This is a genomic window from Peptoniphilus ovalis, from assembly GCF_018919265.1.
Lineage (GTDB): Bacteria > Bacillota > Clostridia > Tissierellales > Peptoniphilaceae > Peptoniphilus_A > Peptoniphilus_A ovalis.
Genome location: NZ_JAHLQO010000001.1, coordinates 314,389 through 339,642, shown reverse-complemented (window position 1 = coordinate 339,642; position 25,254 = coordinate 314,389). Strand labels below are relative to the sequence as shown.

General features: G+C 28.8%; 25 protein-coding genes. 9 read left to right on the top strand and 16 right to left on the bottom strand.

Annotated elements, in window-relative coordinates; genetic code table 11:
* Positions 1-24: 24 nt before the first annotated feature.
* The 3 genes from KQI68_RS01565 to KQI68_RS01555 all read right to left on the bottom strand — a co-directional run bounded on the left by KQI68_RS01565 (position 25) and on the right by KQI68_RS01555 (position 2,155).
* Positions 25-450: a DUF3021 domain-containing protein gene (locus KQI68_RS01565; protein WP_216548299.1), complete on the bottom strand. Its 426-nt coding sequence runs from the start codon at positions 448-450 to the stop codon at positions 25-27.
* Positions 451-458: 8 nt separating this feature from the next.
* A complete protein-coding gene (locus KQI68_RS01560) occupies positions 459-899 on the bottom strand; it encodes a LytTR family DNA-binding domain-containing protein (protein ID WP_216548298.1) in 441 nt (146 codons plus the stop codon).
* A gap of 194 nt (positions 900-1,093) precedes the next feature.
* Positions 1,094-2,155 (bottom strand): LCP family protein, encoded by a 1,062-nt coding sequence (locus KQI68_RS01555; protein ID WP_216548297.1) that lies wholly within the window; start codon positions 2,153-2,155, stop codon positions 1,094-1,096.
* Between the two features lie 122 nt (positions 2,156-2,277).
* Here KQI68_RS01555 and KQI68_RS01550 point away from each other — a divergent pair, with 122 nt between their 5' ends.
* The 3 genes from KQI68_RS01550 (at position 2,278) to KQI68_RS01540 (ending at position 4,430) form a co-directional block, all read left to right on the top strand.
* Positions 2,278-2,967, top strand: coding sequence for a DUF188 domain-containing protein (locus KQI68_RS01550; protein WP_216548296.1), 690 nt, complete (start codon positions 2,278-2,280; stop codon positions 2,965-2,967).
* Between the two features lie 4 nt (positions 2,968-2,971).
* On the top strand, positions 2,972-3,508 hold the full coding sequence (locus KQI68_RS01545; RefSeq protein WP_216548295.1) for a nitroreductase family protein: 537 nt from the start codon (positions 2,972-2,974) through the stop codon (positions 3,506-3,508).
* 103 nt (positions 3,509-3,611) lie between these two features.
* Positions 3,612-4,430 carry a gamma-glutamyl-gamma-aminobutyrate hydrolase family protein gene (locus KQI68_RS01540; RefSeq protein WP_216548294.1) on the top strand — a complete coding sequence of 273 codons (819 nt, stop codon included), beginning with the start codon at positions 3,612-3,614 and terminating at the stop codon, positions 4,428-4,430.
* 229 nt (positions 4,431-4,659) lie between these two features.
* Here the strand turns inward: KQI68_RS01540 and KQI68_RS01535 are convergent, their stop codons facing one another.
* Genes KQI68_RS01535 through KQI68_RS01525 form a run of 3 tightly spaced genes read right to left on the bottom strand, consistent with a single transcriptional unit; the run spans position 4,660 to position 6,831 of the window.
* On the bottom strand, positions 4,660-5,154 hold the full coding sequence (locus KQI68_RS01535) for a GAF domain-containing protein (protein WP_216548293.1): 495 nt from the start codon (positions 5,152-5,154) through the stop codon (positions 4,660-4,662).
* 41 nt (positions 5,155-5,195) lie between these two features.
* Positions 5,196-6,551: a PFL family protein gene (locus KQI68_RS01530; protein ID WP_216548291.1), complete on the bottom strand. Its 1,356-nt coding sequence runs from the start codon at positions 6,549-6,551 to the stop codon at positions 5,196-5,198.
* Between the two features lie 10 nt (positions 6,552-6,561).
* The gene (locus KQI68_RS01525; RefSeq protein ID WP_216548290.1) at positions 6,562-6,831 is read right to left on the bottom strand and encodes an ACT domain-containing protein; all 270 of its coding nucleotides are present in this window, start codon (positions 6,829-6,831) and stop codon (positions 6,562-6,564) included.
* Between the two features lie 121 nt (positions 6,832-6,952).
* Between KQI68_RS01525 and KQI68_RS01520 the strand changes: the two genes are divergently transcribed.
* The gene (locus KQI68_RS01520; RefSeq protein ID WP_216548288.1) at positions 6,953-7,696 is read left to right on the top strand and encodes a hypothetical protein; all 744 of its coding nucleotides are present in this window, start codon (positions 6,953-6,955) and stop codon (positions 7,694-7,696) included.
* A 71-nt stretch (positions 7,697-7,767) separates the two neighbouring features.
* Positions 7,768-9,039, top strand: a complete 1,272-nt coding sequence (locus KQI68_RS01515; protein WP_216548287.1) for a copper amine oxidase N-terminal domain-containing protein — start codon at positions 7,768-7,770, stop codon at positions 9,037-9,039.
* A 44-nt stretch (positions 9,040-9,083) separates the two neighbouring features.
* On the opposite strand, the gene KQI68_RS01510 is transcribed toward KQI68_RS01515, so the two are convergent.
* Both KQI68_RS01510 and KQI68_RS01505 read right to left on the bottom strand, forming a co-directional pair.
* Positions 9,084-10,862 (bottom strand): copper amine oxidase N-terminal domain-containing protein, encoded by a 1,779-nt coding sequence (locus KQI68_RS01510; RefSeq protein WP_216548286.1) that lies wholly within the window; start codon positions 10,860-10,862, stop codon positions 9,084-9,086.
* A 418-nt stretch (positions 10,863-11,280) separates the two neighbouring features.
* On the bottom strand, positions 11,281-11,985 hold the full coding sequence (locus KQI68_RS01505; protein WP_216548285.1) for a hypothetical protein: 705 nt from the start codon (positions 11,983-11,985) through the stop codon (positions 11,281-11,283).
* Positions 11,986-12,039: 54 nt separating this feature from the next.
* Between KQI68_RS01505 and KQI68_RS01500 the strand changes: the two genes are divergently transcribed.
* The 3 genes from KQI68_RS01500 (at position 12,040) to nadS (ending at position 13,476) form a co-directional block, all read left to right on the top strand.
* Positions 12,040-12,744, top strand: coding sequence for a hypothetical protein (locus KQI68_RS01500; protein WP_216548284.1), 705 nt, complete (start codon positions 12,040-12,042; stop codon positions 12,742-12,744).
* A gap of 226 nt (positions 12,745-12,970) precedes the next feature.
* Positions 12,971-13,162, top strand: coding sequence for a type II toxin-antitoxin system RelE/ParE family toxin (locus KQI68_RS01495; protein ID WP_216548282.1), 192 nt, complete (start codon positions 12,971-12,973; stop codon positions 13,160-13,162).
* 2 nt (positions 13,163-13,164) lie between these two features.
* Positions 13,165-13,476 carry a NadS family protein gene (gene nadS, locus KQI68_RS01490; RefSeq protein ID WP_216548281.1) on the top strand — a complete coding sequence of 104 codons (312 nt, stop codon included), beginning with the start codon at positions 13,165-13,167 and terminating at the stop codon, positions 13,474-13,476.
* A gap of 367 nt (positions 13,477-13,843) precedes the next feature.
* On the opposite strand, the gene KQI68_RS01485 is transcribed toward nadS, so the two are convergent.
* From KQI68_RS01485 to KQI68_RS01470, 4 genes are read right to left on the bottom strand one after another with little or no spacing between them, the layout of a single operon-like run.
* Complete coding sequence (locus tag KQI68_RS01485) at positions 13,844-15,430, bottom strand: DNA primase family protein (RefSeq protein ID WP_216548280.1); 1,587 nt, start codon at positions 15,428-15,430, stop codon at positions 13,844-13,846.
* Positions 15,431-15,449: 19 nt separating this feature from the next.
* Positions 15,450-16,121 (bottom strand): hypothetical protein, encoded by a 672-nt coding sequence (locus KQI68_RS01480; protein ID WP_216548279.1) that lies wholly within the window; start codon positions 16,119-16,121, stop codon positions 15,450-15,452.
* A 2-nt stretch (positions 16,122-16,123) separates the two neighbouring features.
* Positions 16,124-17,905 carry a hypothetical protein gene (locus KQI68_RS01475; protein ID WP_216548278.1) on the bottom strand — a complete coding sequence of 594 codons (1,782 nt, stop codon included), beginning with the start codon at positions 17,903-17,905 and terminating at the stop codon, positions 16,124-16,126.
* Positions 17,898-18,092: a helix-turn-helix domain-containing protein gene (locus tag KQI68_RS01470; RefSeq protein WP_216548277.1), complete on the bottom strand. Its 195-nt coding sequence runs from the start codon at positions 18,090-18,092 to the stop codon at positions 17,898-17,900. Before KQI68_RS01470 ends, KQI68_RS01475 begins: the two co-directional genes overlap by 8 nt.
* A 651-nt stretch (positions 18,093-18,743) precedes the next feature.
* Here KQI68_RS01470 and KQI68_RS01465 point away from each other — a divergent pair.
* Positions 18,744-19,304: a site-specific integrase gene (locus tag KQI68_RS01465; protein ID WP_216548275.1), complete on the top strand. Its 561-nt coding sequence runs from the start codon at positions 18,744-18,746 to the stop codon at positions 19,302-19,304.
* Between the two features lie 1,801 nt (positions 19,305-21,105).
* Here KQI68_RS01465 and KQI68_RS01460 read toward each other — a convergent pair.
* The 4 genes from KQI68_RS01460 to KQI68_RS01445 all read right to left on the bottom strand — a co-directional run bounded on the left by KQI68_RS01460 (position 21,106) and on the right by KQI68_RS01445 (position 24,892).
* On the bottom strand, positions 21,106-22,509 hold the full coding sequence (locus KQI68_RS01460; protein WP_216548273.1) for a hypothetical protein: 1,404 nt from the start codon (positions 22,507-22,509) through the stop codon (positions 21,106-21,108).
* A gap of 267 nt (positions 22,510-22,776) precedes the next feature.
* Positions 22,777-23,160 carry an MAG6450 family protein gene (locus KQI68_RS01455; RefSeq protein WP_216548271.1) on the bottom strand — a complete coding sequence of 128 codons (384 nt, stop codon included), beginning with the start codon at positions 23,158-23,160 and terminating at the stop codon, positions 22,777-22,779.
* The gene (locus KQI68_RS01450; RefSeq protein ID WP_216548269.1) at positions 23,160-23,609 is read right to left on the bottom strand and encodes a Panacea domain-containing protein; all 450 of its coding nucleotides are present in this window, start codon (positions 23,607-23,609) and stop codon (positions 23,160-23,162) included. Before KQI68_RS01450 ends, KQI68_RS01455 begins: the two co-directional genes overlap by 1 nt.
* A 278-nt stretch (positions 23,610-23,887) precedes the next feature.
* Positions 23,888-24,892 carry an S-layer homology domain-containing protein gene (locus KQI68_RS01445; RefSeq protein WP_216548267.1) on the bottom strand — a complete coding sequence of 335 codons (1,005 nt, stop codon included), beginning with the start codon at positions 24,890-24,892 and terminating at the stop codon, positions 23,888-23,890.
* Positions 24,893-25,254: the final 362 nt, after the last annotated feature.

Below are 25,254 nucleotides of genomic sequence, written 5' to 3'. Positions count from 1 at the left end.
TCCCCATAATAGGAAATCTTTTAATCAAGATAATTTTTTATTAATCTCTTCAATTTCTCTCTTATTTATAAAATAAAACACGCTCCAAATAATTAAATAAATTATAAAGAATGAGATAATTGACATAACTAATCCCGTGATATTATCAAACCATTTTAAGAAATAACCTGCAAATAAAAAATATAAAAGCATAGAAGCCATGTGAGTTGTAGCTTGCACAAAAAGCGATAGCTTCTTTTCATAAATTTTAGACGCCAAAACAGAAACTATTCCAAAACCACCATAAATTAATGTCTGCGAAACTTTTACAAATTCGGGAGAGTGTATAGCTACAAAATCTGGAGTTCCTACAATAAATTCTTTGAAAATCAATGTCATAATCATTTCAATAATAGCTCCAATACCAACGCCAACTAAAAAAGATACTGTAAATTTCGATAAATTTTTCATAATTCCCCCTAAAGACCAAGGGCCTTTTTAAAATTCTTAAGATTTCTTCTAGAAACATAAGTAACATTGCCATCTTTCATTTCAAGAGCAATTGTGCCAGTAAAAGAAAGGTCAAGCCTATTGATGTAATCTAAATTTACAATTTCAGAGCGAGAAATTTTTATAAATTTATTCTTTGGAAGCCTATCCTCTAGTTCATATATTCTAAGTCTTGTTGTAAATGTATCCTTTCCACTTTCAAGATAGATTTTATTATTTTCTGCAAAAAACCTAGAAATATATTTGTAGTCGATTAACTTAATTTCGTCATCTTTAAAGGCAGTTATCTTATCACTAGAACTTCCTTCAAGACTCTCTTTTATATTTTCAATTTCCTTAGAATACTTATTGGTAAAAATTTTTACAATTGTCTCCTTATAAACTTCATCAATAATAATCTTTACATTCACTTTTGACCTCCTTATGCTTTAATTATAAAATAATAAAATTATAATTCACTAGATTTTGTGTAAGTGGTAGAAAATTTAAGTTAAGTGGTTAAATTTATGCAAAAACTTCATAAAATTCTCTTGTCTCAGTATTATTTTGACATCTCCGACTCACGACCAGTCGCTCGTCTCAGTACCATTAAAAAAAGGATGCTTCACACATCCTCTTCATTTGAACTTGAAACTCCACCAGATTCTCTATCTATTCTATTTCTAAGTTCTTCATTTTTTAATTTTTCTTCTCTTTCTTCTTCTGTCAAGTTTTCATCACTTATCTCTTCTGTATTGTCTCTGAGTTTTGCAAAACTTCTCGCTTGATATTTTGCATTGTCATAATCCACATAATAAAGTGGTGAACCCTTTCTCATTTCGCCTTCAAGTAGTTCCATATTGATGTCATCTTTTTCAAGGCTTAGTCCATAATATGCAAGATAAGATAATTCTGCATAACTTAAGTCTGTCTCAATATGTCTATTTGCAATTGATATTAGTTTTGGAAGTTTTAAAATCATCTTAGGATTTTTCATCTTGTCAAATAACGCCATAATAAAACCTTGTTGAGCTTTGATTCTGTCAAGGTCTTGGTTTTCATATAGCTTTCTAATTCTTAGGTATTTAACAGATTCTTCTCCATCTAATAAATGTAAACCTTCTTCAAAATCTATTACAAGTGGAGGTATTGTTGAAGGGTCAGTGTATTTATACTCTGGTGTATAAACTTCAACTCCACCTATTGCATCTACAAGCTCTTTAACTGCTTCATAATTCACAGTTATATAATGATTAATATCTATTCCAAGCAAATCTTCAACTGATGATACTTGAAGTTCAATTCCTCCACGGGAATATGCTGCATTTATTCTATAATTGTCATAGCCCTTTATTTTATATCTCGTGTCTCTTGGCACTGATAATAGTCTAACTTTATTGATTTTTGGATCAATTGATAAAACCATTATTGTGTCTGCTCTTTTTGAGTCCTCGTCAACTTCGTATGTAACTTCACTTGAGTCGATTCCAATTAAGAGAATATTGACAATGTCCTTATCTTCATTAAATACGCTAGCTTTTCTAGGTTCATCTATAGTTTCTTCTCGTTTTGTATTTTCATTTTCTGATAACTTTTCGCCCCTTGGCATAAACATAAATGTAAGCCCAAGTGCCCCTAGGAGCAGGACAACTGTCAAGAATATAAAAATTCTGTAAATATATTTCATCGGAAATCCTCCTTATCTTAGTCTATTAAAAATTCATCTAATTTTCAATAGTTTTTGCTTTTATTAATACTCTATAAGGATAAAATTTCACAAAATGGGTAAAAAATTACAAAGGAGGGTCTATGAAAATTTTACTAGATGCTGACGGAGCTCCTATTAGAGATATTGTAATTAATCTTTCAAAGAAATACGGTGCGAAGCTTCTTTTGGTCAAAAATTTCACCCAAGTCTTTGAGACGAGTTATGGTAAGATTATAGATGTGGATGTAAACAAGGAAGAGGCTGATCTATATATTGCAAATCATGCAAATAAAGGAGACCTTGTTATAACAAATGACAGAGGACTTTCTTCTCTTGCTCTTTCTAAGTCCGCAATTATCTTAGACTTTCAGGGTAAGTTTATTGATGATGACAATATTTTAAGTGAGCTTAGCAAAAGACATATAAATAGAAAGTTGAGAGAGCAAAAAATTTACACTCATATCTCTAAGAGAAAAAAAGAAGATGATATGAATTTTTATAAAGTACTTAATGAATTTTTGGAGGAGATAAATATGATGACACTTTTTGTTTCAAGCCTTTGCCCAGACTGTCCACCAGCTATTAAAGAGATTAATGATAAAAATCTAAATGTAGAGATTGTGGATATTACTGAGTCCATGGCTAATTTAAAGAGATTTCTAAAAGAAAGAGATTTCTCTGAAGAATTTGATGAAATTGTAGAAGAAAATAAAGTTGGAGTTCCAGTTCTTAAAAGAGATGATGATTATTTCTTTTTTGATGGAAGTTTAGATGAATTTTTAAAGGGATGATTTTATGGAATTTAATGAATTTATTGAAATTGCAAAAATCAGGCAATCTGTTAGAGATTATGATAAGGATAGAGAAGTAGAAGACGATAAGATTTTATCATGCCTTGAATCTATGAAATTATCACCATCAGCTTGCAATGCACAGCCATATTTTTATCACATAGTCAAGGGAGATAAGGCAAAATCTCTTTCAAAATATTTAACTCTTGGAGCAATGAACTCCTTTGCAAAAGATGTAAACACCTTTGCCGTTATAACTGAAGAAAATTACAACTTAACTGCAAAAATTGGCTCATCTGTAAAGGATCAAGATTTTAAATCAGTTGATATTGGAATTTCTGTCGCATATTTTACTGCACAGGCGACAACTCTTGGGCTTTCAACTTGCATATTAGGTTGGTTTGACGAAAAGAAGCTTCAAGATTTACTTGGCATTAAATCAAGAGTAAGACTTGTAATAGCAATTGGCTATGCAAAAAACGACAAACTTCGAGAAAAGAAGAGAAAATCTTCAGATGCAATTTTTAAAATCATAGAATAATTTAATATTTTAAAGTTTTTGTTAAATTTAATAAAAAAAGCTAGTATTTTTATCTTACACCATTTATAATTAAAAAGGTTAATTTTATTATAAGGAGAAAAAAATGAAAAGAAATTTAAAAGTACTAGCTATTTTAATTCTTGCAATTTTAGTATTGACAGGTTGCTCTCAAAAAACTGAAGCCCCTAAAATCGGACTTTCTTGGTCTACAGACGATGCACACGAGGATTCAAAAGACAAGGTAGACGAAGATACTCAAGTTTTTGCAGACGCACTTAGAAAAGCAGGTGCTGAGGTTGTTTTCTTAAATGAAATTAAATCTCTTGAGCAAGCTAAGAAAGAAATCTCAAATGTAAGTGGTGTAATTGTAACTGGTGGAGCAGACTTAAACCCTGCACTTTACAATGAAGAGCCAATTGAAACTCTAGAAGAAATTGATGAAAGAAGAGACAGTTCAGACCTTTTCTTAGTTCAGGCACTTTTAGAAGAAGACAAACCGACAATTGCAACTTGTAGAGGAATGCAACTTACAAATATTTTATCTGGTGGAACATTATATCAAGATATAATTGTTCAAAACCCAACTGATATAGTGCACAGAGATCCAAATCTTGAAGTATATGTAAAACACAATATAACTGTAGATAAAGATAATTTACTTGCAGATGCAATAGGTAAAGATGGTGTAATTGAAGTAAACTCTTGGCATCACCAAACAATTAAAGATCTTGGCGATAATCTAAAGGTTATTGCAAAGGCTGATGATGGAACAATTGAGGCAATTGAAAGAACTGACAAGACTTATTTCTTGGGAGTTCAATACCATCCAGAAGATCAAATTGTAGCTGATAATGATGAAAATGCGTTAAATTTATATAAATCATTTATCGCAAAAGCAGAAGAATTTTCAAAGAACAAGTAAGATTAAGGCGGCTGTGCTGCCTTTTTTTCATATTTATGGGACTTTCGTAAATAGTGTTAGCCGGCTGCCTTTCAGCTCTATTGCGTTAAAAGGTCTAGTCCCATGACTGCCTTTTGTTTATGGGACTGTCCCTGGCAGGTTTAAATGGGGACTGTCCCAACTAAAAAACACATATTATTTTTTATTCGCGTGCTTTTTTTAATTCAAAGGTACAATCCTCTAAATAAATTTATAAATTTTTAGAAAGATCCTTTTCCATTTCCTTGACAAGCTCCACAAAATACTCCTCTTCAACTTCAGAAAATCGTCCAATTAATGGAGAATCTAAATCCAAAACTGCCACCACTTCATTGTTTAAAAGAAGAGGCAGAACAAGCTCAGAATTAGAAGCAGAATCGCATGCCACATGTCCATCAAATTCATGCACATTTTCAACTCTCACAGGCTTTTTGCTCTTCCACGAAGCCACGCAAACTCCTTCATCTTTAAGTCTTGTGCAAGCTGGAAGTCCTTGAAAAGGTCCAAGAACTAGCTCATCTCCCCTTACGATATAAAATCCCGCCCAGTTTAAATCCTCTACAGTCGCCATGATTATTGAAGAAATATTTGCCATCATTGCAATAAAATCATTTTCAGTATCTATTGTAGCCTTAGAAAAATCAAGCATATACTTAAGTCTTCCAAGATTATCTAAATTTTCAATTCCCTTTAATTCAAAACTCATTATTCCTCCTATAAAAAAAGAAGGCATAAAACCTTCTTTAACTAATTTTTAAAACTGTGTACAGGTGCTGGTATATAGCCACCTCTATTTGCAAAGTCTTCACATGATCCTTGATGCACTGGTATAATCGGTGCAGAACCTAAAAGTCCTCCAAAGACTGCTTCTTCGCCAACTCCCTTTCCAATTACTGGTATAAGTCTTACTGCAGTTGTCTTTTGATTTATTATACCAATCATTGCCTCATCTGCAATTATTGCAGAAATTGTTGAAGGCCTTGTATCTCCTGGAATTGCAATCATATCAAGACCTACTGAACACACGCAAGTCATGGCTTCAAGTTTGTCAAGTCCAATGTGTCCATCTCTTGCAGCTGCAATCATCCCTTCATCTTCAGATACAGGAATAAATGCTCCACTAAGTCCACCTACATGATCACTTGCCATGATTCCACCCTTTTTAACGGCATCATTAAGCATTGCAAGAGCAGCAGTTGTTCCATGTCCACCTGCAAATTCGATACCAATTTCTTCTAAAATTCTTGCAACAGAATCTCCAATTGCAGGAGTTGGTGCAAGGGATAAATCAATTGTGCCAAAAGGTACGCCAATTTTATCAGCAACTTCTTTACCAATTAATTCTCCAAGTCTTGTAATCTTAAATGCAGTTTTCTTAATTGTTTCAGAAACTATGTTAAAGCTTTCGCCACGAACTTTTTCTAGTGCGTATTTAACTACTCCGGGACCAGATACTCCAACATGAAGCACTACATCGCCCATTCCAACTCCGTGAAATGCCCCCGCCATAAATGGATTGTCTTCAACGGCATTTGCAAATACTACAAGTTTTGCACATCCTATGGAGTCTTGGTCCTTTGTATTTTCTGCAGTTTTTACAATAACTTCACCAAGTAGCTTAACTGCATCCATATTAAGTCCATTTTTTGTAGTTCCAACATTTATTGATGAGCAGACTTTTTCTGTCTTTTTTAAAACTTCTGGGATTGAACGGATTAATTTTTCATCAGCTGGAGTCATGTCGCCATGCACAAGTGCTGAGAATCCGCCAATAAAGTCTACACCAATTTCCTTTGCAGCTCTGTCAAGAGTCTTTGCAAATTCTAAGTAATCTTTTTCATCTGTCGCGCCTGCAATAAGTGCAATAGGAGTTACTGAAATTCTTTTGTTTACAATTTCAACTCCATATTTTCTTCCTATCTCATTTGCATATTCAACTAGATTTTTTCCATATTTAATTATTTTGTTGTAAATTTTTTCTCTAGATTTTTCGCCATCTTCATCAATACAATCGAGAAGTGAAATGCCTAAAGTTACAGTTCTAATGTCTAGATTTTCAGAATCTAGCATTCTAACTGTTTCTAAAATTTGATTTTTATCCACGAGTGCCTCCTTAAATGCTGTGCATCTTGTCAAAAATTCCTCTATGTTGAACTCTAATAGATAGATTTAGCTTTTCGCCAAGTTCTTCATAGGCTTTAACAACTTCAGAAAATTCAACATTCATCTTTTCTAAATCAACAATTACAATCATTGTAAAAGTGTCATCTAAGATAGTTTGAGTGATGTCTACAATATTAAGGTCAAACTCCACCATTTTTTTAACAACTTCATATACGATACCTATTTTATCGCTACCAATTACAGTAATTACAGCTTTCATATTAGCCCCCTTTTGCAAAATTAAATTTATTATACCATAATTAGGGCTATAAAATTAGCTCTAATAACTAAGTTGAAGTAAATATTATTAAGTAGTAAAATTAATTTAACGAGGTGATGTGATGAGAAATCTTAAATACATATTAATAATTTTAATCTTAGCTCTACTTACATCTTGTGCTAAAAGTTCAGATGATACAGAAAATAAAAGTATCGGTGAATTAAATGAAGAGAGGATTATAGAAGATATTAGAGAATACGACAAGATATATCCTAGAAGTCCTGAAAATTTTATGATTTATACCATTGATCATTTAAAAGAATTTGAAGAAGATAGAAAGACAATAATCTTGGCAGAAGTTGCATTTATGGAATATTCATTTAAAGATGGTATATTTAATAATGAATCAGGCTATGTTATCCCTATGGAGCTTGATTATATTGAAAGAGATGGAAAATATGAATTAATGGAAATTATCCAGGCACAAGATGGCGAAAATTATTTTCCATCAATTCTAAAGATGGCTAGAGGAGATGAGAATTTAGCAGATTCTTTATCTCTTGCAACTGTCGATACTAGCATGAATGACAAAATGATGGAAACTTTAAAGAAAGCAGCAGAAGATAAGGGACTTAAAAACTTTACACACAAACTTGAAGATATTCCAGGATATGAAGATAATGTAATCTATCTAAGAGGAGGTCATAGAAATAGAGAAGATACAATTGATGTAGTAAAAAAAGAAGATTATGAAAGATCAAAATCACAAGTAGGTAAAAAGAATTGGCCACACTGCGAAGGCATTGAATACCATGAAAAGACTGGCATAACACAAAAAACAATAATCGATTATTTTCTAGAATAATAGTTAATAGAAAACATCTAAACTTTTTTGTTTTACTGTGGTAATATATGGTTAATTAATAGGAGGTTATTATGAAAAATTTCAAAAAATTATTTGCTGTTTTAATTTTCTTTATAATCTTAAGCACGACTACATTTGCTCATACCTTTGATGTTCATGTTGTTGCTGATGGAAAAGTTCTTTTAATGGGAGAAGAAAATGGCCAAGTTAACTTTTCAAGAGATGTTGGTTTTATTAGTAGTGATAGGACTTTTGTTCCCCTTAGGCTTATTGGTGAATCTTTAAAATGTGATGTTAATTATGACCCTAGCTCCAAAGATATTAATATATCTGATGGAATTAGTACCAATGTCAAGATGAACGTAAATAGCAAGGATTTTACAGTAAACGGTAGTAAAAAATCAATGGATGTTAATCCAATTCTTTACAATGACAGAACTTATGTGCCTGTTAGATATATTGGAGAAGCTTTTAATCGAGAAGTAAAATGGGATAGTGCAAATAAAACTTGCCATATTGGAAAAGGAATAAATTATAAAAACCAAGATTTATCAAAATATAAAAAACTTGATTTTTCGAAATATGGATTTTATTTATACGTTGATGAAAAATACGACCAATTAATCGAAGCAAGTTTTGAAAGTATAATACCTGGTGGCATTGATTTCTTCGAAAAGTCACTTCACCAAAAAAACGGAAGTGGAATAATATCTACAGTATACCTTTTTAATAAACCATCAACAGATACTAAAGATGTAAATATTTATTATGAAAATGGAAAAAATTTGATCTTAATGGACCATAGTTCATCACTTGTATCATACAAAGGTAATGAATTAGTTAAATATACAAAAGCAAGAGATGCTTTTAAAGACTTTATTATAGTTCCATCTGAAAATCATTTTAAAGAATTTTCGCTAGATAAATTTAAAGAAAATAAGGTTGCTAACACAAAAAATAAGAATGTGAAAACTCAAGGTGATTACAATATATATACTTTTGGAAATCCAAAGGTAAATGTAAAGGTTCCAAATGAAATCGTAAATAATCTTATTATAAAAAATTTTCCTGATAGAATAGAGTTCTATGAAGCATCAAACCACAAAGATAATAATCTTGAAGGTTGGGTATTAAGCGTAATTCAGTACAACGAAAAAGATTTTGCAGATTTTGATGTATATGATTTTGTAGACAAAATTTATCAAAAAAATGGAAACATTGTAACAGCAATTCAAGGACCAAGAGATGTAACATATGATTTTAATAATCCTAAAAAGACTAAATTATACAAAGAAATGGACAAAAAGTTGAGAGAAGGCATAATCATTGAAGTTGCAAAATAAATTTATGCATTAAAAAATCCCCTGACAAGAGGGGATTTTTATTTTTATTTAATTAGAACTGATGAAAGGATTTTAGCAGTTTTTGCTGCTTCTGTTCCAACTTTTTGTTCAACTTTTTCTTTAATGTCTTTTTCTTCTTTTGATTCAGCCTTTTCTTCTGCTGCTTCAACTTTTTCTTCTACAACTTCTTCTTTAGCATCTAGTGCTTTGTCAGAAATTGATTCTAATTCATCTTGATACTTTTTAAGAAGTTCAGGATTTTTGTCTAATTCCTTTTTAGCTTCAAGAAGTTTTTCAAGGTCTTTTCCTTCATAAACTGTCTTTAAAGTTTTTTCAATTTCTTCGTCTTTCATTTCAGATTTCATAGATGCGATGATTCTATAGTTTTCTTCTTTTACTAATTCTTCAACTTTTTTTGCAAGTTCTTCATCAGAAATATTGTAAATATCAACTATTGGCATTCCATCATTTGCATCGTATTTAACTTTAAATCCAAAGGCTTCAGATACAAATCTTGCAGGAATATAAGTCTTGTCATTTATTATAGTTGCTGGAGAATCAAGTTTTACTTCTTTTCCATTAACTGTAGCTACATCTTTACCAATTGTAAGAACAACTTTGTCTTCTCCCTTAGTAATTGTAGCTGTTTTATCTTCTTCATTCCATTCAACTTTAGCGCCAATCTTTTCATAGAAGTTTGATGCTGAAATCATTGTTCTGTCATTTATAATCTTAGGAAGTGCTTCGAAATCATCAAATGTGATATCTTCTGCATTAAGTCTTACTGTTAAGAAGTTGCCATTCATTTCTGGCATAATAAGTTTAATATATTCTTCATAAGAAATTTTCTTTACAGATGTTGGGAAGTTAATTTTTACAGTTTCATCTTTAACTGTTTCTACATTACCTTTAACTTGTACTTTTACAAAACCTGCAACATTTACTGTTACATCAAGTTCTTGTGTGCATTTATCATCTTCAAAAGTTGTCTTTTCTGAGATTTTTGATCCTTTAAGCATTTCTTTAATTCCAGAAGCTGCTTGTTTTAAATCTTCAGATTTGATTTTTTTGTCAAGTTCTTTGAATTCTTTTTTGTCTTCGTTATCAATAGGAAGTTCCATTTTGTCAGCTATCTTTAAGATACCTTCAGAAACATCTTTCCAGTTTTTCATAACGCTGTCTGAACCCTTAATGAAATCATCAACAATTTCATCTACACTTGCATTAAGTGTATAAGTGTTTCCTTCTACTTTGTAATCTACACTTGGTTTAACATCTTTTAATGAATTTTCGTAAAGTTTTAATATATCAGATTTAAATTCTTCTGATGATAGATATTTCATAGCTTTTGCAGAAAGACCATTTGCTCCTTCATCTGTAGCTATAGAAATATAATCTTCTTTAATGTCTTTAACTTTTTCTCCACCAGCAAGTTCGAAGAAGTTTTTAGCAAATATAACTTCACCTTCATTTACGAACATTTCAATATCCATAGTTTCAGGTAGTTTTTTAGCTTCTTCTTTTTCTTCTTCAGTCTTTAATAAATCTTTAATAGACTTTAGGTCCATATTCATTACAATATGAGCTTTGTCTTGACCCATTTGCTCACCAGTAACTTTAATAGGGAAATTAATCTTAACTTGTTCTTCAGTTTGAGGATCCTTAACTTCAATATTGTACTCAAGATTTCCAGAAACCTTTGCACCCTTCCAGCTTGCCATCTTAGTTGTAGCATCCATATATGAAGTCATATTAGCACTACAAGCACCAAGAGTAATAGCTGCAACTAGAAGCATTACAATTGCGTAAATTTTCTTTTTCATAATTACCTCCTTATGTATTGTAATTTCATAATACTACATCAAGAAATCCATTGCAATTACAAAAACATTACATTTTCGTAAATTCTATTTATCAAATATATTTTCTCTCTGTATATACATTATATATACGTTAATGATGTATGTCAATAAAAAAAGACCTATAAATTTAGGTCTTTTAATTAAATCTTAAATTGTTATGTAACTATAGCCTTAAGTATCCTTTAAATTAAGCATTAAACCTTTAGCACTTGCGCTACTCTATACTAGATACTTTGCTACCTCAACCCCTTCGGGTAAAATAAAACTTGTCATTGGAATCACCTTTTCTTATGTAAAAACCAATTCAATTATTTTCATCTTCGCTAGCTTAACTATAGTATAATACAATCATTTAATTTTGTCAAATGTTTTCCTAAGATTATTTTATATTGACTTTTCCCTTTTCAATTTTGTTATCATTAGCTGCATTTAAAAATACTTCTCTTGCTGCTTTAACTGAATTTTCAGAGCCAATATTTAAAATATAATTTTTGTCTTCTTCTTTGCCTTTAACAACAATTTCATTTTCCTTTGTCTTTGAAACTGATTTCATATTCTCAAATGGGAAGTATTGATTACCTGCAATAAGACCATCTTCATAAGATCCAATTACAGTATTAAATCTGTCTTTACCATCTCTAAATCCGCTATTTTTTGCAATAGAATAAATTGTAGTCTCTTTGTCATCGACATTTGGAAACTTTCCATTTTGTAAATTAAATAAGAATAAAACAAATAATATCACTATAAAAAGTGGATTAGCTAGAAAATTAATAATTTCAACATCTCTTACATACATCTGTTGTAAGAAATAAATATTTACAAAAACTAAAAATCCCACATAAATAATAATATTTAAAATATAAGGAGATTTACTTAGCTTAACATTTTCTAGACTATTGATCTTTATAAAGCCTTTAATAAACTCATAAGAAGTCATTAAGAATAAATAATTTACAAGCAACCAAAGAATTGAATACATAATTGAGCTTTCTCCCAAAAGATTTTTCCCAAAAATAAATTCAAGTCCAAGGGGTATAATTGCGGCTATAATTAGCCCTATAGTGTTTTTACTTAATTTCAAGTTGTATCCCTCCAAATTTTATTATATCATTAAAGCTATAAAAGTAGGTGAAAGATGAACTTTAATTTTTACGGAAATAAAAAAAATAAAAAACTTCTGGTTTTGTCACCAATATTTTCAAATGATGAAAACTTTAAAGACATAATAGAATTATTTTCTGATTATTATATAATAATGCCCGACTTTGTAAATAGAGATAGGAAATTTAAATCCTTTAAATTAGATGCAATAAAAATACAGGATTATCTTTTATCAATGGGAATAAATGAAATCGAATATGGAATAGGATTTTCCTACGGATCAAATATTTTCTTAAACTTAATATCTTTTAAAAAGATTAAATTTAAAAATATAACACTTGATGGGCTTATAACATTTAAATTCAACAAATTAATAAGAAAGGCCCTTTCAGTTAAATTAAAATCCTATAGAAAAGACTTTTTAAAAGGCAATGTCAATATAGAAAAAATCTACGACAGATTTCCTGGAATGTATGAAATATTTAAAGATATAATAGGGAACTTAGATGATAAATCTATAGAAAATATAGTAAATGAATCTCTTAACTTTATAATGCCACCAGTGCCAAATGAAGAAGACATAAAATTTATATTTGGAGAAAGAGATCCAAACCTTAAAAATATAAATAGAATAAAGAAAAATTATCCAAACTCTAAAATTTTAAAAATTACAGGTTGCACGCATGTGAACTTTATATTTCAAAAACCTGAGAAGTTTTTAGAAGTTATGGAAAAGTAAAGACTAAGTAAATTTACTTCGTCTTTAATGTTTAAGCACCCTATTAAATAGGGTATTATTTTCTTAGAGGTAATAAATGAAAAGAACTTTTATAGCAGTAGATTTTTTCTTGAAGGAATGGAAAAATCTGGGTTTAAATGATGAAAATTTAAGAGAATTAGAAAATTTAATTATTGATAAACCTGATAGATGAAATGTCATTCCCAACACAAATGGACTAAGAAAAATGAGATTTTCTGCAAATAATAAAGGAAAAAGTGGAGGAGTAAGAGTATGTTATCTTGACATACCTTTAAACGACACGAGTATTTTTATTTTAGTTTATGCAAAAAATAAAAAAGAAAACTTAAGCAAAAGTGAAGAGCAAGAAATCTCAAAATTAGTTGCTGAATTAAAAAGTTTTTATAAGGAGGTTTAATTATGTCTTTCTATGAAGATTTAAGAAAAGGATTAAATGAGGCCATTGATTATCATAAAGGGAATAAATCAAAAGCAAAGGTAAAGGAAATAGAAATTCAAGATGCAAAACCTTTGGAAGCAGATGAGATAAAAAATTTAAGAAACAGTCTAAAATTAACGCAAAAAAGTTTCGCAAATCTTATGAATGTTTCTAATAAAACTGTTGAATCCTGGGAAAGAGGAACTAATAAACCTAGCGGTAGTTCGCAGCGTTTACTTAATATATTTATCAATAATCCTGAAATAATTGATACATTAATTTTTGAAAAATAGGGCTTTGTGATCTATTTTTTAATTTAAATTAAAAAAACTCACCTATTTCTAGGTGAGTGTGGCGTCCGCGGCGGGAGTCGAAAATATTGCCTAATATATAGGAATATAACGCATCAAAAAACTAAATATATATAAAATTTAATATAGTTTTTTGAATCATTAGCAAATGCTTTGAATTAGCCTTTTTCATCACTATAAAATATTCTTCAGAACTTAATAATCTCACCAAATCTTGCAAAAGGATTTAATTTTATCTATTCTTTTTTAATTTTAATGGGTGCTGCTCTTAAAAATTAGTTTTTAAGGTTGGTGTCCTTGTTTTTTGTTTGGTTAGATTATATTTTAATTTTGCGGTGATTTTGCGGCTCTATTGCGGGCAATTTGTGTCATTTATTTTCTTGTAAACTCTTTGTACCTTTTGCTTTAGTTGTGTGTTTGTGTTAAATAAATCATCGGAAATTAGTATTCTTTTACTTCCAACTACTAAATTATAAGTTGCACAAATAGTATTCTTTAAGGTGTTCTTAGCAAGTGGTTCTAAACCTTCATCTTCACACCAGTTTTCATATTCGACATAAACATCTAGTGGCTTTCTATCTACAAAATCATCTTTTGTTTTATATTCTAGATACATTTCTACGTTGTTATTTTCTTGGTGATACTTTTTATTAAATTCTGCGATTATATTGGAATCTGTAAATTTGCAATTCTTATATAATCTTTTATAACCTTCTATTGCTAAAAATAACCAATATTCCAAAGCTTCTTTAGTGGTTAATTTGCTTAAAAAATTAGGGTCCACTTTTTCTGGCTTAAAGTACATAGGAATCCAAATAATACGTCTTTTAAAGGCATAATCTTTTTCCCAGCTTTTTAAAATGTGGTTACTTGTAAATATTAGAGTAGCTGTTAATCTGTAATTATGTGCATCATTAAACAAATTTCTCAAAGATATTTCATCGCAGGACGAAATGTTTTTGAGAATCTTTATTGTATTGTCTTTTAATGGTTTATTTGGAACATCATCTCCAAGATTTGCTAATTTTCCTTTTAAATTGTTGTTATAACGCTCATCTGCAATTTGCTCAGATGATACTAAGGAACAATTTTCTATACCTAAAAAATTGGATATAACTTTTAGAAAAGTCCCTTTTCCATTACCACCATCTCCAACAATAAAGAAAAACTTAGCTAGAGAGCCTTTTCTTTCAAAGTTTGTCATTAAGGTGTATCCTAAAATTTCTTCAAGAATATTTCTAAATTCTTTTTCGCCCGTGCTAAAATTATTTAAATATTCATCGATTATTTCCACTTTTTTACATTTTGGATGATAAGTTATATTAAGCTGATATGGTGAAAATGGTTTAATTTTCGTTTCATCGTATACATTAAATTCTCCATCTTCCAAATATCCATTTTTTAGAAGAATTGGTAAGTTATCATAATATCTACAATTTCTTGCAAAAATATATATCTGGGAAATAACTTCTTTTATATAACTTGTTTTTCTATCTCCAGCTAGATTTAATAAATATTTAATCAAATTACCAGAGTGGGAAGTTTCAAGTTCTTCCCAATTCCCTGTTAATCCATATAATTTGCCCTGAAAATTTACTATATTTAAATAATTACAAAGTGCCATCGCGAATTGTCCTTCTGTTACGTTTTTAATCACTTTCTTTTCTTCTAATTGTTCTCTCTTGATAATTAATAAATCTGTCAATTGCTTTCTAGTTGTTGCAATTAATTTTGTGTCTTGGTATAATGCTATTAAATTATTTGTGTTTGAGTTTTCTTCATTGGCTTGTGGAGTGAACTCAATTTTTTTTATATCTAAAATACTTTCTATTACATCATCTGTCATTTCTTTTGTAGGATATGCTATTAAATCTACCAAACCAAAATCCTCAGATTCTTCTGTTTTTTCTTTGAAATCTCTTTTTAATACTTCCATTTTCCTAACCTCTAATTAATTAATAAATGGGTCTTTCTAGTAAAACACTTAATTCTTTTTTGTCTAATGGCTCTGTGAAAATATAAGTGTTTATAAATTCTAAATTCTTTTTGTAGTTTGGATAATTGGCTAATCTTTGCCTCATCATAAACAGGTTATTATTTCTACCATCGCCTTCCACAAAGCCTAGACAATTTCTGTATGTTCCTCTACTGCATAAATCGAAAATATAGGGAAGTACCTTTCTTTTTCCTTTATTCATAACTTTTCTTTCTTTCCCAAATCTTTTTATCACAACCCCGTTTGGATTTGTTTTACAAGATAAATACTCAATTGGAAATCCAAGGCTACATACACTATTTTTAGGCCAATTTTTATGCCAATTATTTGGTTTTTTATAATAAATGTGTATTCCTCTATCTGTTCTTCTCATTTCTGTGTTTAATTCTTCTGGGAAATTATCTAACAATGCTTTTAACTGATTATAATTTAAGCAATCTATATCTATCACAACTTCATCATATTTTAAAATATATCCAGCATCTGATACAAATTTTAAACCTTCTTCATCTAGTCTAGGCAGTCCATATTCTCCATATTTTTTTCCTTTAAAATATTCTACATATCTATTATTTTCTAGATTATTTAAATCTTCTAATTTAACAGGTTCATTGATACTAAAAGTTTTCATTTTTATATAATCATCCTTTCTATTTCTCTTAGTTTTGAAGTATTATCTTTAAGCTTTATAACATTTTTAACTGGCCAATTTTTTAACTTTTTATTTGCTAATTCTAAATAATATTCTGTATCTAAGATTTCTTTAAATTTATTTATATCTAAATTGTCTAAAGAATCATTAAAAACTAACATCTTATTTGGAGCATCTGGAAATTTAGAAAAATTTCCATCATTTCTTAATCTTTTTAAACAATGTGTTCCAATTTTAGAAGCAAAAACTCTATTTACTTTATTTCTTATAACTTTGTTCTCATCTACCGTTGCAGCAAATTTGTTAGAAGTTTTTAAAATTATTTGGAATAATTTAGGGTCATTTAAGTTATTTTTTATTGTTTCTGCAATGGTTATATCTTGCAAAAAATAATTTACTAAGCATAAATCTACTATATTGTGTTTAACTTTTCCCAAAGGATTGTATTCAAAATTATTTACATCTGTTCCTTTTGTTACAATTTTTCCATTAACTTCTTGTGCAATATAATTATTAACGTCTTTCTGTATCCATTTTGAGTAGTGCTTTTCTATTAATTCTAAATGCCAATATAGCGTCCAGTCCATAGATGCTTTCTTCCATAAATTGTTTTTTGGGACAAATGCAATACCATCAGTATTTATATTTATTATTTCCCCATATTTCTTTAATCTTCTGAATAAATCATAAATTGCTATTTGTCCAGTTATACAAGTACTTACACCCGCGTGCGGATTATATAAATTACTATATTTGTTTTTAAAATTACCATAAACACTATTTAAAATTAGTTTTAAAGCATTACTTCGATTTAAATCATTTTCATTTTTTGCTATCATTCTTTCTGCTAATATTTTTCTATACGCTAATGTTTCAAAACCTAAGAAATCGTTATTAATTATTATGTTCGGATACATACTGCTTACATCAAGTAAAACCACATTTTGTGCTATTGTTTTATTCCCAAAGTGTAATCCACCAAAACCAAATACAAGTTCATAACCATCTTCTAAATATTTAAAACTTTCAACTTTATTATTATTTACAACATATTTAGCATTGTTTATCCAATAATCTAAAACTTCTTCTGGTACAAGTTCCAAATATTTTTTATCAACTCTTAGATATTCCCAATTAAATAATTTATGTCCGTTAGTTAAAATTTCTGCGGCAATAGTTGTAGTATTCCATTTATTACAACTTTTATTTGTCATTTTAACTAATTCTAGTTTCGGTCTAAAATATGAATCTATTCTTTCTTCAAATAAAATTTCTGTAGAATAAACATCGTGTATACAATAACTTTTTACTAGTTCTTTCTCTCTATCGTTCAAAGGTCTATTTAAATTAAAATCAATCGGGCTTTCCTCTATACTAAGCCCTTTGTTTGCTTGAAATTCTTTAAGAGATATTCTATTGTTTAATTCTTGCATCGTGTCCAGTGTGTTTAATTTATAGAATGTGTTTCCAACCTCTAAGTCTCTCATATCTCCACCAGAAATAATATAATCATTTAGTTGCTTTATATATTCTTGCGTTTTACCTTCTAATATTGCAGATAAAATATAGTCATCGTATCTGTAATTATTAAAACCAACTAGAACTTTATTTTTTATCAAATCTTTCAAATCTCTAAAATCATCTTCAAAAACACAATATCCTGGTTTGTTATACTGCTTAAATACAATTATTGTATTGAATTTAAATACTTCAACATCATAAATTAATATCTCGTCTATACCTTTCAAATTTCTCTTATTCATTTCGTAATTTCCCCTCCATAAAATCTTCAAAATCCTTTTTATTTATCCTATATTTCATACCTTTTCCGCCTGTAATTATTCTTATATCTTCTGTTTTTAAAATCTTATTTATTGCTCTCCTCTTAAGTCTATAAATTCTTTCTATATCTTTTATTTCTAAAAAATCTTTTTTGTTTTGTTCTTGCATAATGTTTTTTCTCCTTTCTTAATTTTTAGCATTATTTCTTTTCTTATTATTTTTAAATCTACATATTTACCACCTCAATTTACAAATAGTAATTATTTTTTTAATTTCCTTTTTCACCGCTTTTATATTTCTTTAACTTTTTGTATCATAATGTTACCAAATTTATTTCCACTAATCAATCCGTTTAAACATTGAAATTTCAAGGGAAAATAGCGTTTTGAAATACCTCCAATTCCCTTTTGTAGTGCGGGAATTGACACTATATATTATAGTTTTGCAATGTTTGACTAAAGTTAATCAAATCTCTTTTGTAGAAAGGAAATTGAGGCTATTTAAAAAATTTTTTTTAAAAAATATATATTTTAATAGTGAATTTCCGCTCTACGTATGAGAATTGCAGTATTTGCTAAACTACTTCTAAGAATTTGTGATAATTTTGTGATAAAAAATATATTTTTCATTAAATCATTTGAAAATTTAACAAAATATACAAAGTGTTAGCTTCTGTAACCCTTGTAAATGCTTACTAGAATTAAAATTTTGATTTTTATTTGATTTGTGTTGTTAAAATATGCTCAAAAATTTTACATAACAAAGTAGAAATTAAATTTTTATGATGGTATACCTGTAGTGAAAAGGGGGAGAAATTTTATGAATATAGTGCAGCCGATTAGAAATAAGAGACTACTGGAAGATTTTAAAAATAAATTAAAGGAAAGAGGGGATAAATACTACATAATGTGCGTGATTGGACTGAATACAGGGTTGCGAATAGGGGATATACTAAAGCTTAAAGTTTTAGATGTAATAGATACACATATAAGCATTAAAGAACAGAAAACTGGGAAGTACAAAAGATTTTTGATTAATACCAACCTAAAAAATGAGTTAAAAACATATATTAGCAAAGAAAAATTAACAGAAGATGATTTTTTAATTACTAGTAACAAGAAAGATAGTAATGGGAATAAAAAGGCAATTAGCAGGATTCAAGCATATAATATTCTTAAATCTGTTGGAAATGAACTTGGAATACAAAATATTGGAACACATACCCTTAGAAAAACCTTTGGTTATCATCACTACCAGACTTTTAAAGATGTTGCTGTTTTACAGCAGATTTTCAATCACAGTGCTCCATCAATAACGCTCAAATACATTGGAATTACAGATGATATAATAGATTCAACAATTTCTACATTTTCTTTATAGCTTATAACTTAATTAATATTTACAAATCTTGCAAAATCTACATTAAACCAAAATTAACCACCATTTTTTAAAATTGGTGGTTTTTGTAATATTTTGTAACGTTTTTTGATTCTTCTAAATCCTTATATTATCTTACTTTTCTAACTTGTAACGCTTTTTGTAACATTTTGTAATTCTTTTTAAATGCGTCTTTTCTCTTTTCTCATCTGCTTTTTCTTAATTTTGTAACGTTTTTTAATTAAAAAGTCTATTAATTAAATTTTGTATGATTTAAATAAAAAATATCAATTAATTAAAATTTCTATCTTTATTAAATTTCTTACAAAAAATGTTACATCTAGTATTTACAATGCTTACAGAGATTAAAAGGCGTTACAAAAACGATACAAAGCATTACAAACATAGTTAAAAACCAAGGGAAAAAGCAAATGGGAAATAGGAAATTAGGTATTTTTAAATTTGTTACAAAAACCGTTACAACTATTAAAAGTTTGATTATAAAAAGGAAATTTATGGTTTTATTTTAAAAAATTGCTGATAAAGTTTGTTGTGGATTTGTTTTTGCAAGATTTGTAGTTTTATTTATTTTAGTTAAAATCTAATAAAACTAAACGAGCCACACGATTTTAACCCTTTTCTAATTTAAAAAAGCCTAAAATAATAAATTGTAGACTATAAATACAAAGATAATTATTTCAAAAAACACTAAAATAAGTAGATGACAAAAGATAATAGAGCAACTTTTAAAATTAAAAACACTTTAATTATTGCTAGTAGATTAAGAATTTCGCAAGATTTGTTATTCTAAATTATTTTTATTTAAAACGCTTAATTTATTAATAATAATCTAATAAAAACCTAATTATTTTATTAAAAACCCATTTAAAAGTTAAATATAATCTACTAAAATTGCTATTTTAAATTTTTTAAAATAGCTTTATTTGTTTATGTTTATTGTTATTTTTGCTATTTTTTAAATAAAAAGTAGAGAATAAAGCAGATAAGAATTTATAAAAATAGGATTTTTAAAATATAAAAATGCTAAATTAAATAGATAATAAAAGAGGATTGAGCAAGTTTTTATATAAAAAACCACTTTAATTAATGCTAGTAGATTAAGAATTTTGTAAGAATTGTATTTTCTGATTAATTTTATTTAAAACGCTTAATTTATTAATTATAATCTAATAAAAATCTAATTATTTTATTAAAAAGCATTTTAAATTCTAAATATAGTCTACTAAAAACTCTATTTTAAATTTTAAAAATAGCTTAGTTTATTTATCTTTATTGTTATTTCAACCATTTTTTAAATAAAAATTAGGAGATAAAGCAGATAAGAATTAAGAAAAGTAGGATTTTTAAAATTCAATAATCTTAATTTATGTAGATAATATAAGGAGATTGAGCGACTTTTATTTTAAAAAATGCTTTAATTGATGCTAATTAAATGTAATTTTGCAAGATTTGTAGTTTCAAGATAAATTTTAATTAAAACTAGTTAAAATATATCAAAACCCAAACGAGCCACATTGATTAACCCTTTTCTAATATAAAAACATTAAATTTCTCTTTTAGCATCTCCACTACATTCGATAAATCATCAAAAACCGCTAATTTATGAGGTTTTCAGCAATTTCTCTTGAATCAATTTTAAACCTTTTTAAATACAAAGAGGTATAATTCCATAGCAAAATATTTAAAACTTAAATTTGGGGTAATTTTGAAGGCGACAGATTGGTCCAAACCAATTTAATCCATCAAAAACTTTAACTATTTTTAGACAAAAAAATAAAAGCTATTAAGCTATATCCATATCCTTAACATACCTATTTAATCTCCATTCAGGCACTGTGAATTTGTAGTTTCTTGTTTCTTGTTCTTCTTTTTTTGGTTTGTCTTTTTTCCATTTCACTATTATATTTTCATTTGGTTTTAATGGTACCGGTGGTCTATCTTTTCTTGGTACTGTTTTACAGTCTGGATGTGGTGTTTTTAAGTCTTGTGGTGATTTTCCTAATGGGTTGTCTGATTCTGTTACACAATATTCTACGTATGTATAACCTTCATCTTCTGGTTCACATATGTTCCATATTTGTTTTTCTTTATCCCAACCACCATCACATTGATTCTTTTTGTCTTTTTCTAGTTTTTCTTCGTAATAGTATATGTCGAATTGGTTTGGTCTGTCTTCTATTGGTTTTCCTTCATCTTGTTTTATTTCATATATACCTACACCCATTGAGTCAAATGCTCTTTCTGATGCTGGTATTTTTGCACCTTTGGAATATGGTTGCATTAGTTGTTTTATTTTTAATGGGTCTGTATTGCTTATTAAACCACCTGTATGAGCTACCATGTTTATTTCTTTTTGTGGTTTTGATAAGTGTATTGCGTTTGCTGTTCCTGATACTGCCCAAGATAATAACCCTGGTACTGTTGCTGCGTTTAAATCGTTATATGCTGAATATAGGGAAGCTTGCCAATAGATTAAGTCTTTCATTGACATTGCGAGTTTCTTATTACCTTTCCAAGCATCAAATTCTTGTTTTGATGTTAAGTCTTTGTATGTTGATATTGTTCCGTCTTTAAATGCCATTACTGGTTCTATATATACTTTGAAGAATCCTTTTTTTATTGTTCCATCTTCATTTACTACTGCTGATGCGTTTCCTGCATCTCCTGCTAGTTCAATTAAACCTTTATATTTTGCTTTTTCTCCAAATATTCCTGCTATGTATTCATCTGTCCATCCTGTTGCATTTTCAAATGTTAGCATTTTTGATTTTATGTACTCACTTTTACCTTCTTCGTCTTTGAAACCTTGCATAAATAATTCTTGTGCTTTTGTTTCTGCGTCTAGTGGTATTCTATATGCTAAGTTGTTTTTTATTTTTAGTAATTTTGTAGGTTGTTTTTCTCCACCATGATACTCGAACACACTTTTTCCACTTGTTGCTGCATCTGTTGGTACTGTTTTTCCTTTTGCTGGGTATAATACTGATTTACCTATTTTTGTTGCTTTACCTTTATTCATATCTTTTTTGGTATCTGCTCTATATAGTGTTAATCTGTATGAATCATTTTCACTTATTTTTATCCAAGGTTTTTGTACTGTTGGTTTAAAACCTGGACTGCTATATCCACCCACACCTGATGAGTCTTCTGCTGCTAATAGGTATAAAGGCATACTTGTTATTAGCATTAAGACTGCTAGTAGGAATGTGAGTATTCTTGTTTTTCTACTTTTTCCTTCCAATTAAATTCCTCCTCTTTTATTTTTATGTTAATTTCTTAGCTTATTTTTTATTATAGTTTATTTTGGTTTTTATTTCTATTTTTGGTTTAGTTTGTTTTTATGTGGGTTTGGTTTCGTGTGTATCGTTTTGGATAATGAGCATTTAAAAAGCACAAATAATTAAATAATTATTTGTGCTTTGGGTTTTGGTTCATTTTGTATCGTGTGGCTCGTTTATTCTTTATGTGTTTTGTGTTTTGAGTCTAACCTTGTTATTGTGAAATAGCTATCTGTATTATAGTAACCAAATATTCTAAAAGGCTTCTCATCTTTTCCATAATGCATTATGTCTCTTTTTTCGCCATGTACAAATTTTTCTTCTTTTATAGTACCTTTTGTTCTTAAATATTGTTTATCTACTTCGGTTATTGTTAGATTTTTTCCTATCGTTTCTTCTATGAATTTATGAAATTGCTTTATTGCTCTATTATCTAATTCTTTAAAATCAAACTTATTTTCTAGGCTACCACATATTGCTATTCTAAATGGTTTAGTTTTTCTATTGGTTAATTGTGTTCCTTTTTTATCTGTTTTGTTTTTATTTGTAAGTCTACGCATTAGCCACCTATATATATGCTTCTATAGTATTCTCCCATTACTTCTGGTTCTATTTTTGCATTTGAGTTTTCAAGTTCTTTATAACCTTCTCTTGCTTTTATCCATGGGTATTCCTGATGTGTTAGTGCTTCTAATTCGTTCGCTGATTTATCCCCATATGTTTCCCATACTGATTCTAATAATTCGATTACTTTATCTATAAATCTTTTACTGTTATCTGGTTTTTGTGGTATTTCATTCCAACCATATTCTTTGTAATCTTTGTATAATTCTGGAGATACTGGTCCATGTACCCATGCTTCGAAGCTTGTATCGTTTATTAATGATTCTTTGAATAATGCATTTGACCATGCTTCACTATAATATGTGAGTTTTTGTAGTTTTTTTGGTGACATTGACTCTTTTGATAAAAACCAATCTGATACATCTCTGTAACTATATGTTTGCATTTTTCATACCTCCTTTTGTTTTTATTATATCAGATTGTATACTTTTTTGTATATTATTTTATTTATTTTTATTGTTTTGAGTTATGTTGGTTTCGTGTGTATCGTTTTGTATTATGAGCATTTAAAAAGCACAAATAATTAAATGATTATTTGTGCTTTTTTTCTAAATAACATACTTCTAAAACTGGTACTCATAGATGCTTTTAGAGTGTTTTTGAGTTAAGTGTGATTAATTGTGAATAATTATGATTAATTTTGTGTTCGTGTGGCTCGTTTGATTAGTCGAACGTACTGTAACCTGGGTTTTCTTCTAGGAATTTTTTTGTTGTTTCCATATTATCTAAATGTGTTGCTATTGCATCATTTACTACTCTTCCTGAAAATCTTTCATAACTATTTCCACCATCTGATTCTGGATTGTTTATTTTCTTTTCTACTTCTTCTATATAACTCATTCCATATTTTTGTAGAAGTTCCTTGTCGATTATTTTCCATTCTTTTTCATCTTTGTAATCTTCTTCTGTTAGGTTTACTTGTGGGTCATGGACTATTTGTCTGTTTTGTGGGTATTTATCCATTATCCATTTTGGGATTTCGTATGGTTTTCCAAAGAATGTGTCTACCCCTTTTATTGCTATTCCTCCATATGTTCCGTCATTTGTTTGTGGTTGTGGTTTTTGTGGTTCTTGTTTTTGTGCTTTGTATTTGTCTAGGTTCTTTATTATTGTTGCTGCTTCTGCTCTTGTTAATGAGTCTTCTGCGTGGAAGTTTCCGTTTTCATCTCCTGTTAGGATTCCTAGGTTTACCCCTGTTGCTACGTATGGTTTGTATGCTTCTTCGATTGTATTGAAGTCTTTTATTTTTTCTGGGGCTTTTGTGTTTTGTTTTTCGTTTTGCAACTTTTCTAACCCTTTCGCTAGGTATTTTGCCATTTCTTTTCTTGGTATTTCTGCATTTGGGTTTTCTATTTTTTCTATTACTCCATTTTGTTTTAAATAGTCAAATGTGTCTTTGTACCATAGTTTGTTCGGGTCTGTGTTTTGGGCTTGTTTTTGTCCTATTTTGTTGTTTAAGAGTGTTAGAAATTCTGCGTATGTTACTTTTTTGTTTGGTTTGAATGTGTTATCTTCGTAACCTGTTATTATGCCTTTGTCAGAGAGTTCTGTTATTGTGTTGTGGTACCAAGCGTTTTTTGGCACGTCTTTAAATCCTTTTGCTAGTATTGTTTGTGGTGCAAGTAGAGCAGATGCAAGAACTATACTTGTTAATATTTTTTTATTCATTTTTATTTTCCTTTCTTTTATAAATTATGTATATTTTGATTATATCTTAAATTTATTTAAAATCCTACTGAAGATTAAGTAAAACAGCTGAACATTAGGGAAATCTTGCAAAAGTATGTTTTAGTTAGAATTTGTTTAATATTTTTATAAGGTGAGTTATGTGGCTCGTTTTTATTTTTTATTTTTGTCTCTTAATTCTTTATGCAGTCTCTATTTTTCTCTATTTAATCTTTATATTATTTCTTTATTTATTACGCACTTTATCCCTGTCTATGTCTGCCAATTCTTTTATTTTTATCTTTGTTTAAATTTATATAATTTTATCACCTAACTATACTACCTCTTTTTTAAAAATGTCCTTC

Coding starts and splice junctions, on each gene's coding strand:
- KQI68_RS01565 (WP_216548299.1), bottom strand. CDS start 450: ATGAAAAATTTATCGAAATTTACAGTATCTTTTTTAGTTGGCGTTGGT.
- KQI68_RS01555 (WP_216548297.1), bottom strand. CDS start 2,155: ATGAAATATATTTACAGAATTTTTATATTCTTGACAGTTGTCCTGCTC.
- KQI68_RS01550 (WP_216548296.1), top strand. CDS start 2,278: ATGAAAATTTTACTAGATGCTGACGGAGCTCCTATTAGAGATATTGTA.
- KQI68_RS01545 (WP_216548295.1), top strand. CDS start 2,972: ATGGAATTTAATGAATTTATTGAAATTGCAAAAATCAGGCAATCTGTT.
- KQI68_RS01540 (WP_216548294.1), top strand. CDS start 3,612: ATGAAAAGAAATTTAAAAGTACTAGCTATTTTAATTCTTGCAATTTTA.
- KQI68_RS01535 (WP_216548293.1), bottom strand. CDS start 5,154: ATGAGTTTTGAATTAAAGGGAATTGAAAATTTAGATAATCTTGGAAGA.
- KQI68_RS01525 (WP_216548290.1), bottom strand. CDS start 6,831: ATGAAAGCTGTAATTACTGTAATTGGTAGCGATAAAATAGGTATCGTA.
- KQI68_RS01520 (WP_216548288.1), top strand. CDS start 6,953: ATGAGAAATCTTAAATACATATTAATAATTTTAATCTTAGCTCTACTT.
- KQI68_RS01515 (WP_216548287.1), top strand. CDS start 7,768: ATGAAAAATTTCAAAAAATTATTTGCTGTTTTAATTTTCTTTATAATC.
- KQI68_RS01510 (WP_216548286.1), bottom strand. CDS start 10,862: ATGAAAAAGAAAATTTACGCAATTGTAATGCTTCTAGTTGCAGCTATT.
- KQI68_RS01500 (WP_216548284.1), top strand. CDS start 12,040: ATGAACTTTAATTTTTACGGAAATAAAAAAAATAAAAAACTTCTGGTT.
- KQI68_RS01495 (WP_216548282.1), top strand. CDS start 12,971: ATGAGATTTTCTGCAAATAATAAAGGAAAAAGTGGAGGAGTAAGAGTA.
- nadS (WP_216548281.1), top strand. CDS start 13,165: ATGTCTTTCTATGAAGATTTAAGAAAAGGATTAAATGAGGCCATTGAT.
- KQI68_RS01485 (WP_216548280.1), bottom strand. CDS start 15,430: ATGGAAGTATTAAAAAGAGATTTCAAAGAAAAAACAGAAGAATCTGAG.
- KQI68_RS01480 (WP_216548279.1), bottom strand. CDS start 16,121: ATGAAAACTTTTAGTATCAATGAACCTGTTAAATTAGAAGATTTAAAT.
- KQI68_RS01475 (WP_216548278.1), bottom strand. CDS start 17,905: ATGAATAAGAGAAATTTGAAAGGTATAGACGAGATATTAATTTATGAT.
- KQI68_RS01470 (WP_216548277.1), bottom strand. CDS start 18,092: ATGCAAGAACAAAACAAAAAAGATTTTTTAGAAATAAAAGATATAGAA.
- KQI68_RS01465 (WP_216548275.1), top strand. CDS start 18,744: ATGAATATAGTGCAGCCGATTAGAAATAAGAGACTACTGGAAGATTTT.
- KQI68_RS01460 (WP_216548273.1), bottom strand. CDS start 22,509: ATGCTAATAACAAGTATGCCTTTATACCTATTAGCAGCAGAAGACTCA.
- KQI68_RS01455 (WP_216548271.1), bottom strand. CDS start 23,160: ATGCGTAGACTTACAAATAAAAACAAAACAGATAAAAAAGGAACACAA.
- KQI68_RS01450 (WP_216548269.1), bottom strand. CDS start 23,609: ATGCAAACATATAGTTACAGAGATGTATCAGATTGGTTTTTATCAAAA.
- KQI68_RS01445 (WP_216548267.1), bottom strand. CDS start 24,892: ATGAATAAAAAAATATTAACAAGTATAGTTCTTGCATCTGCTCTACTT.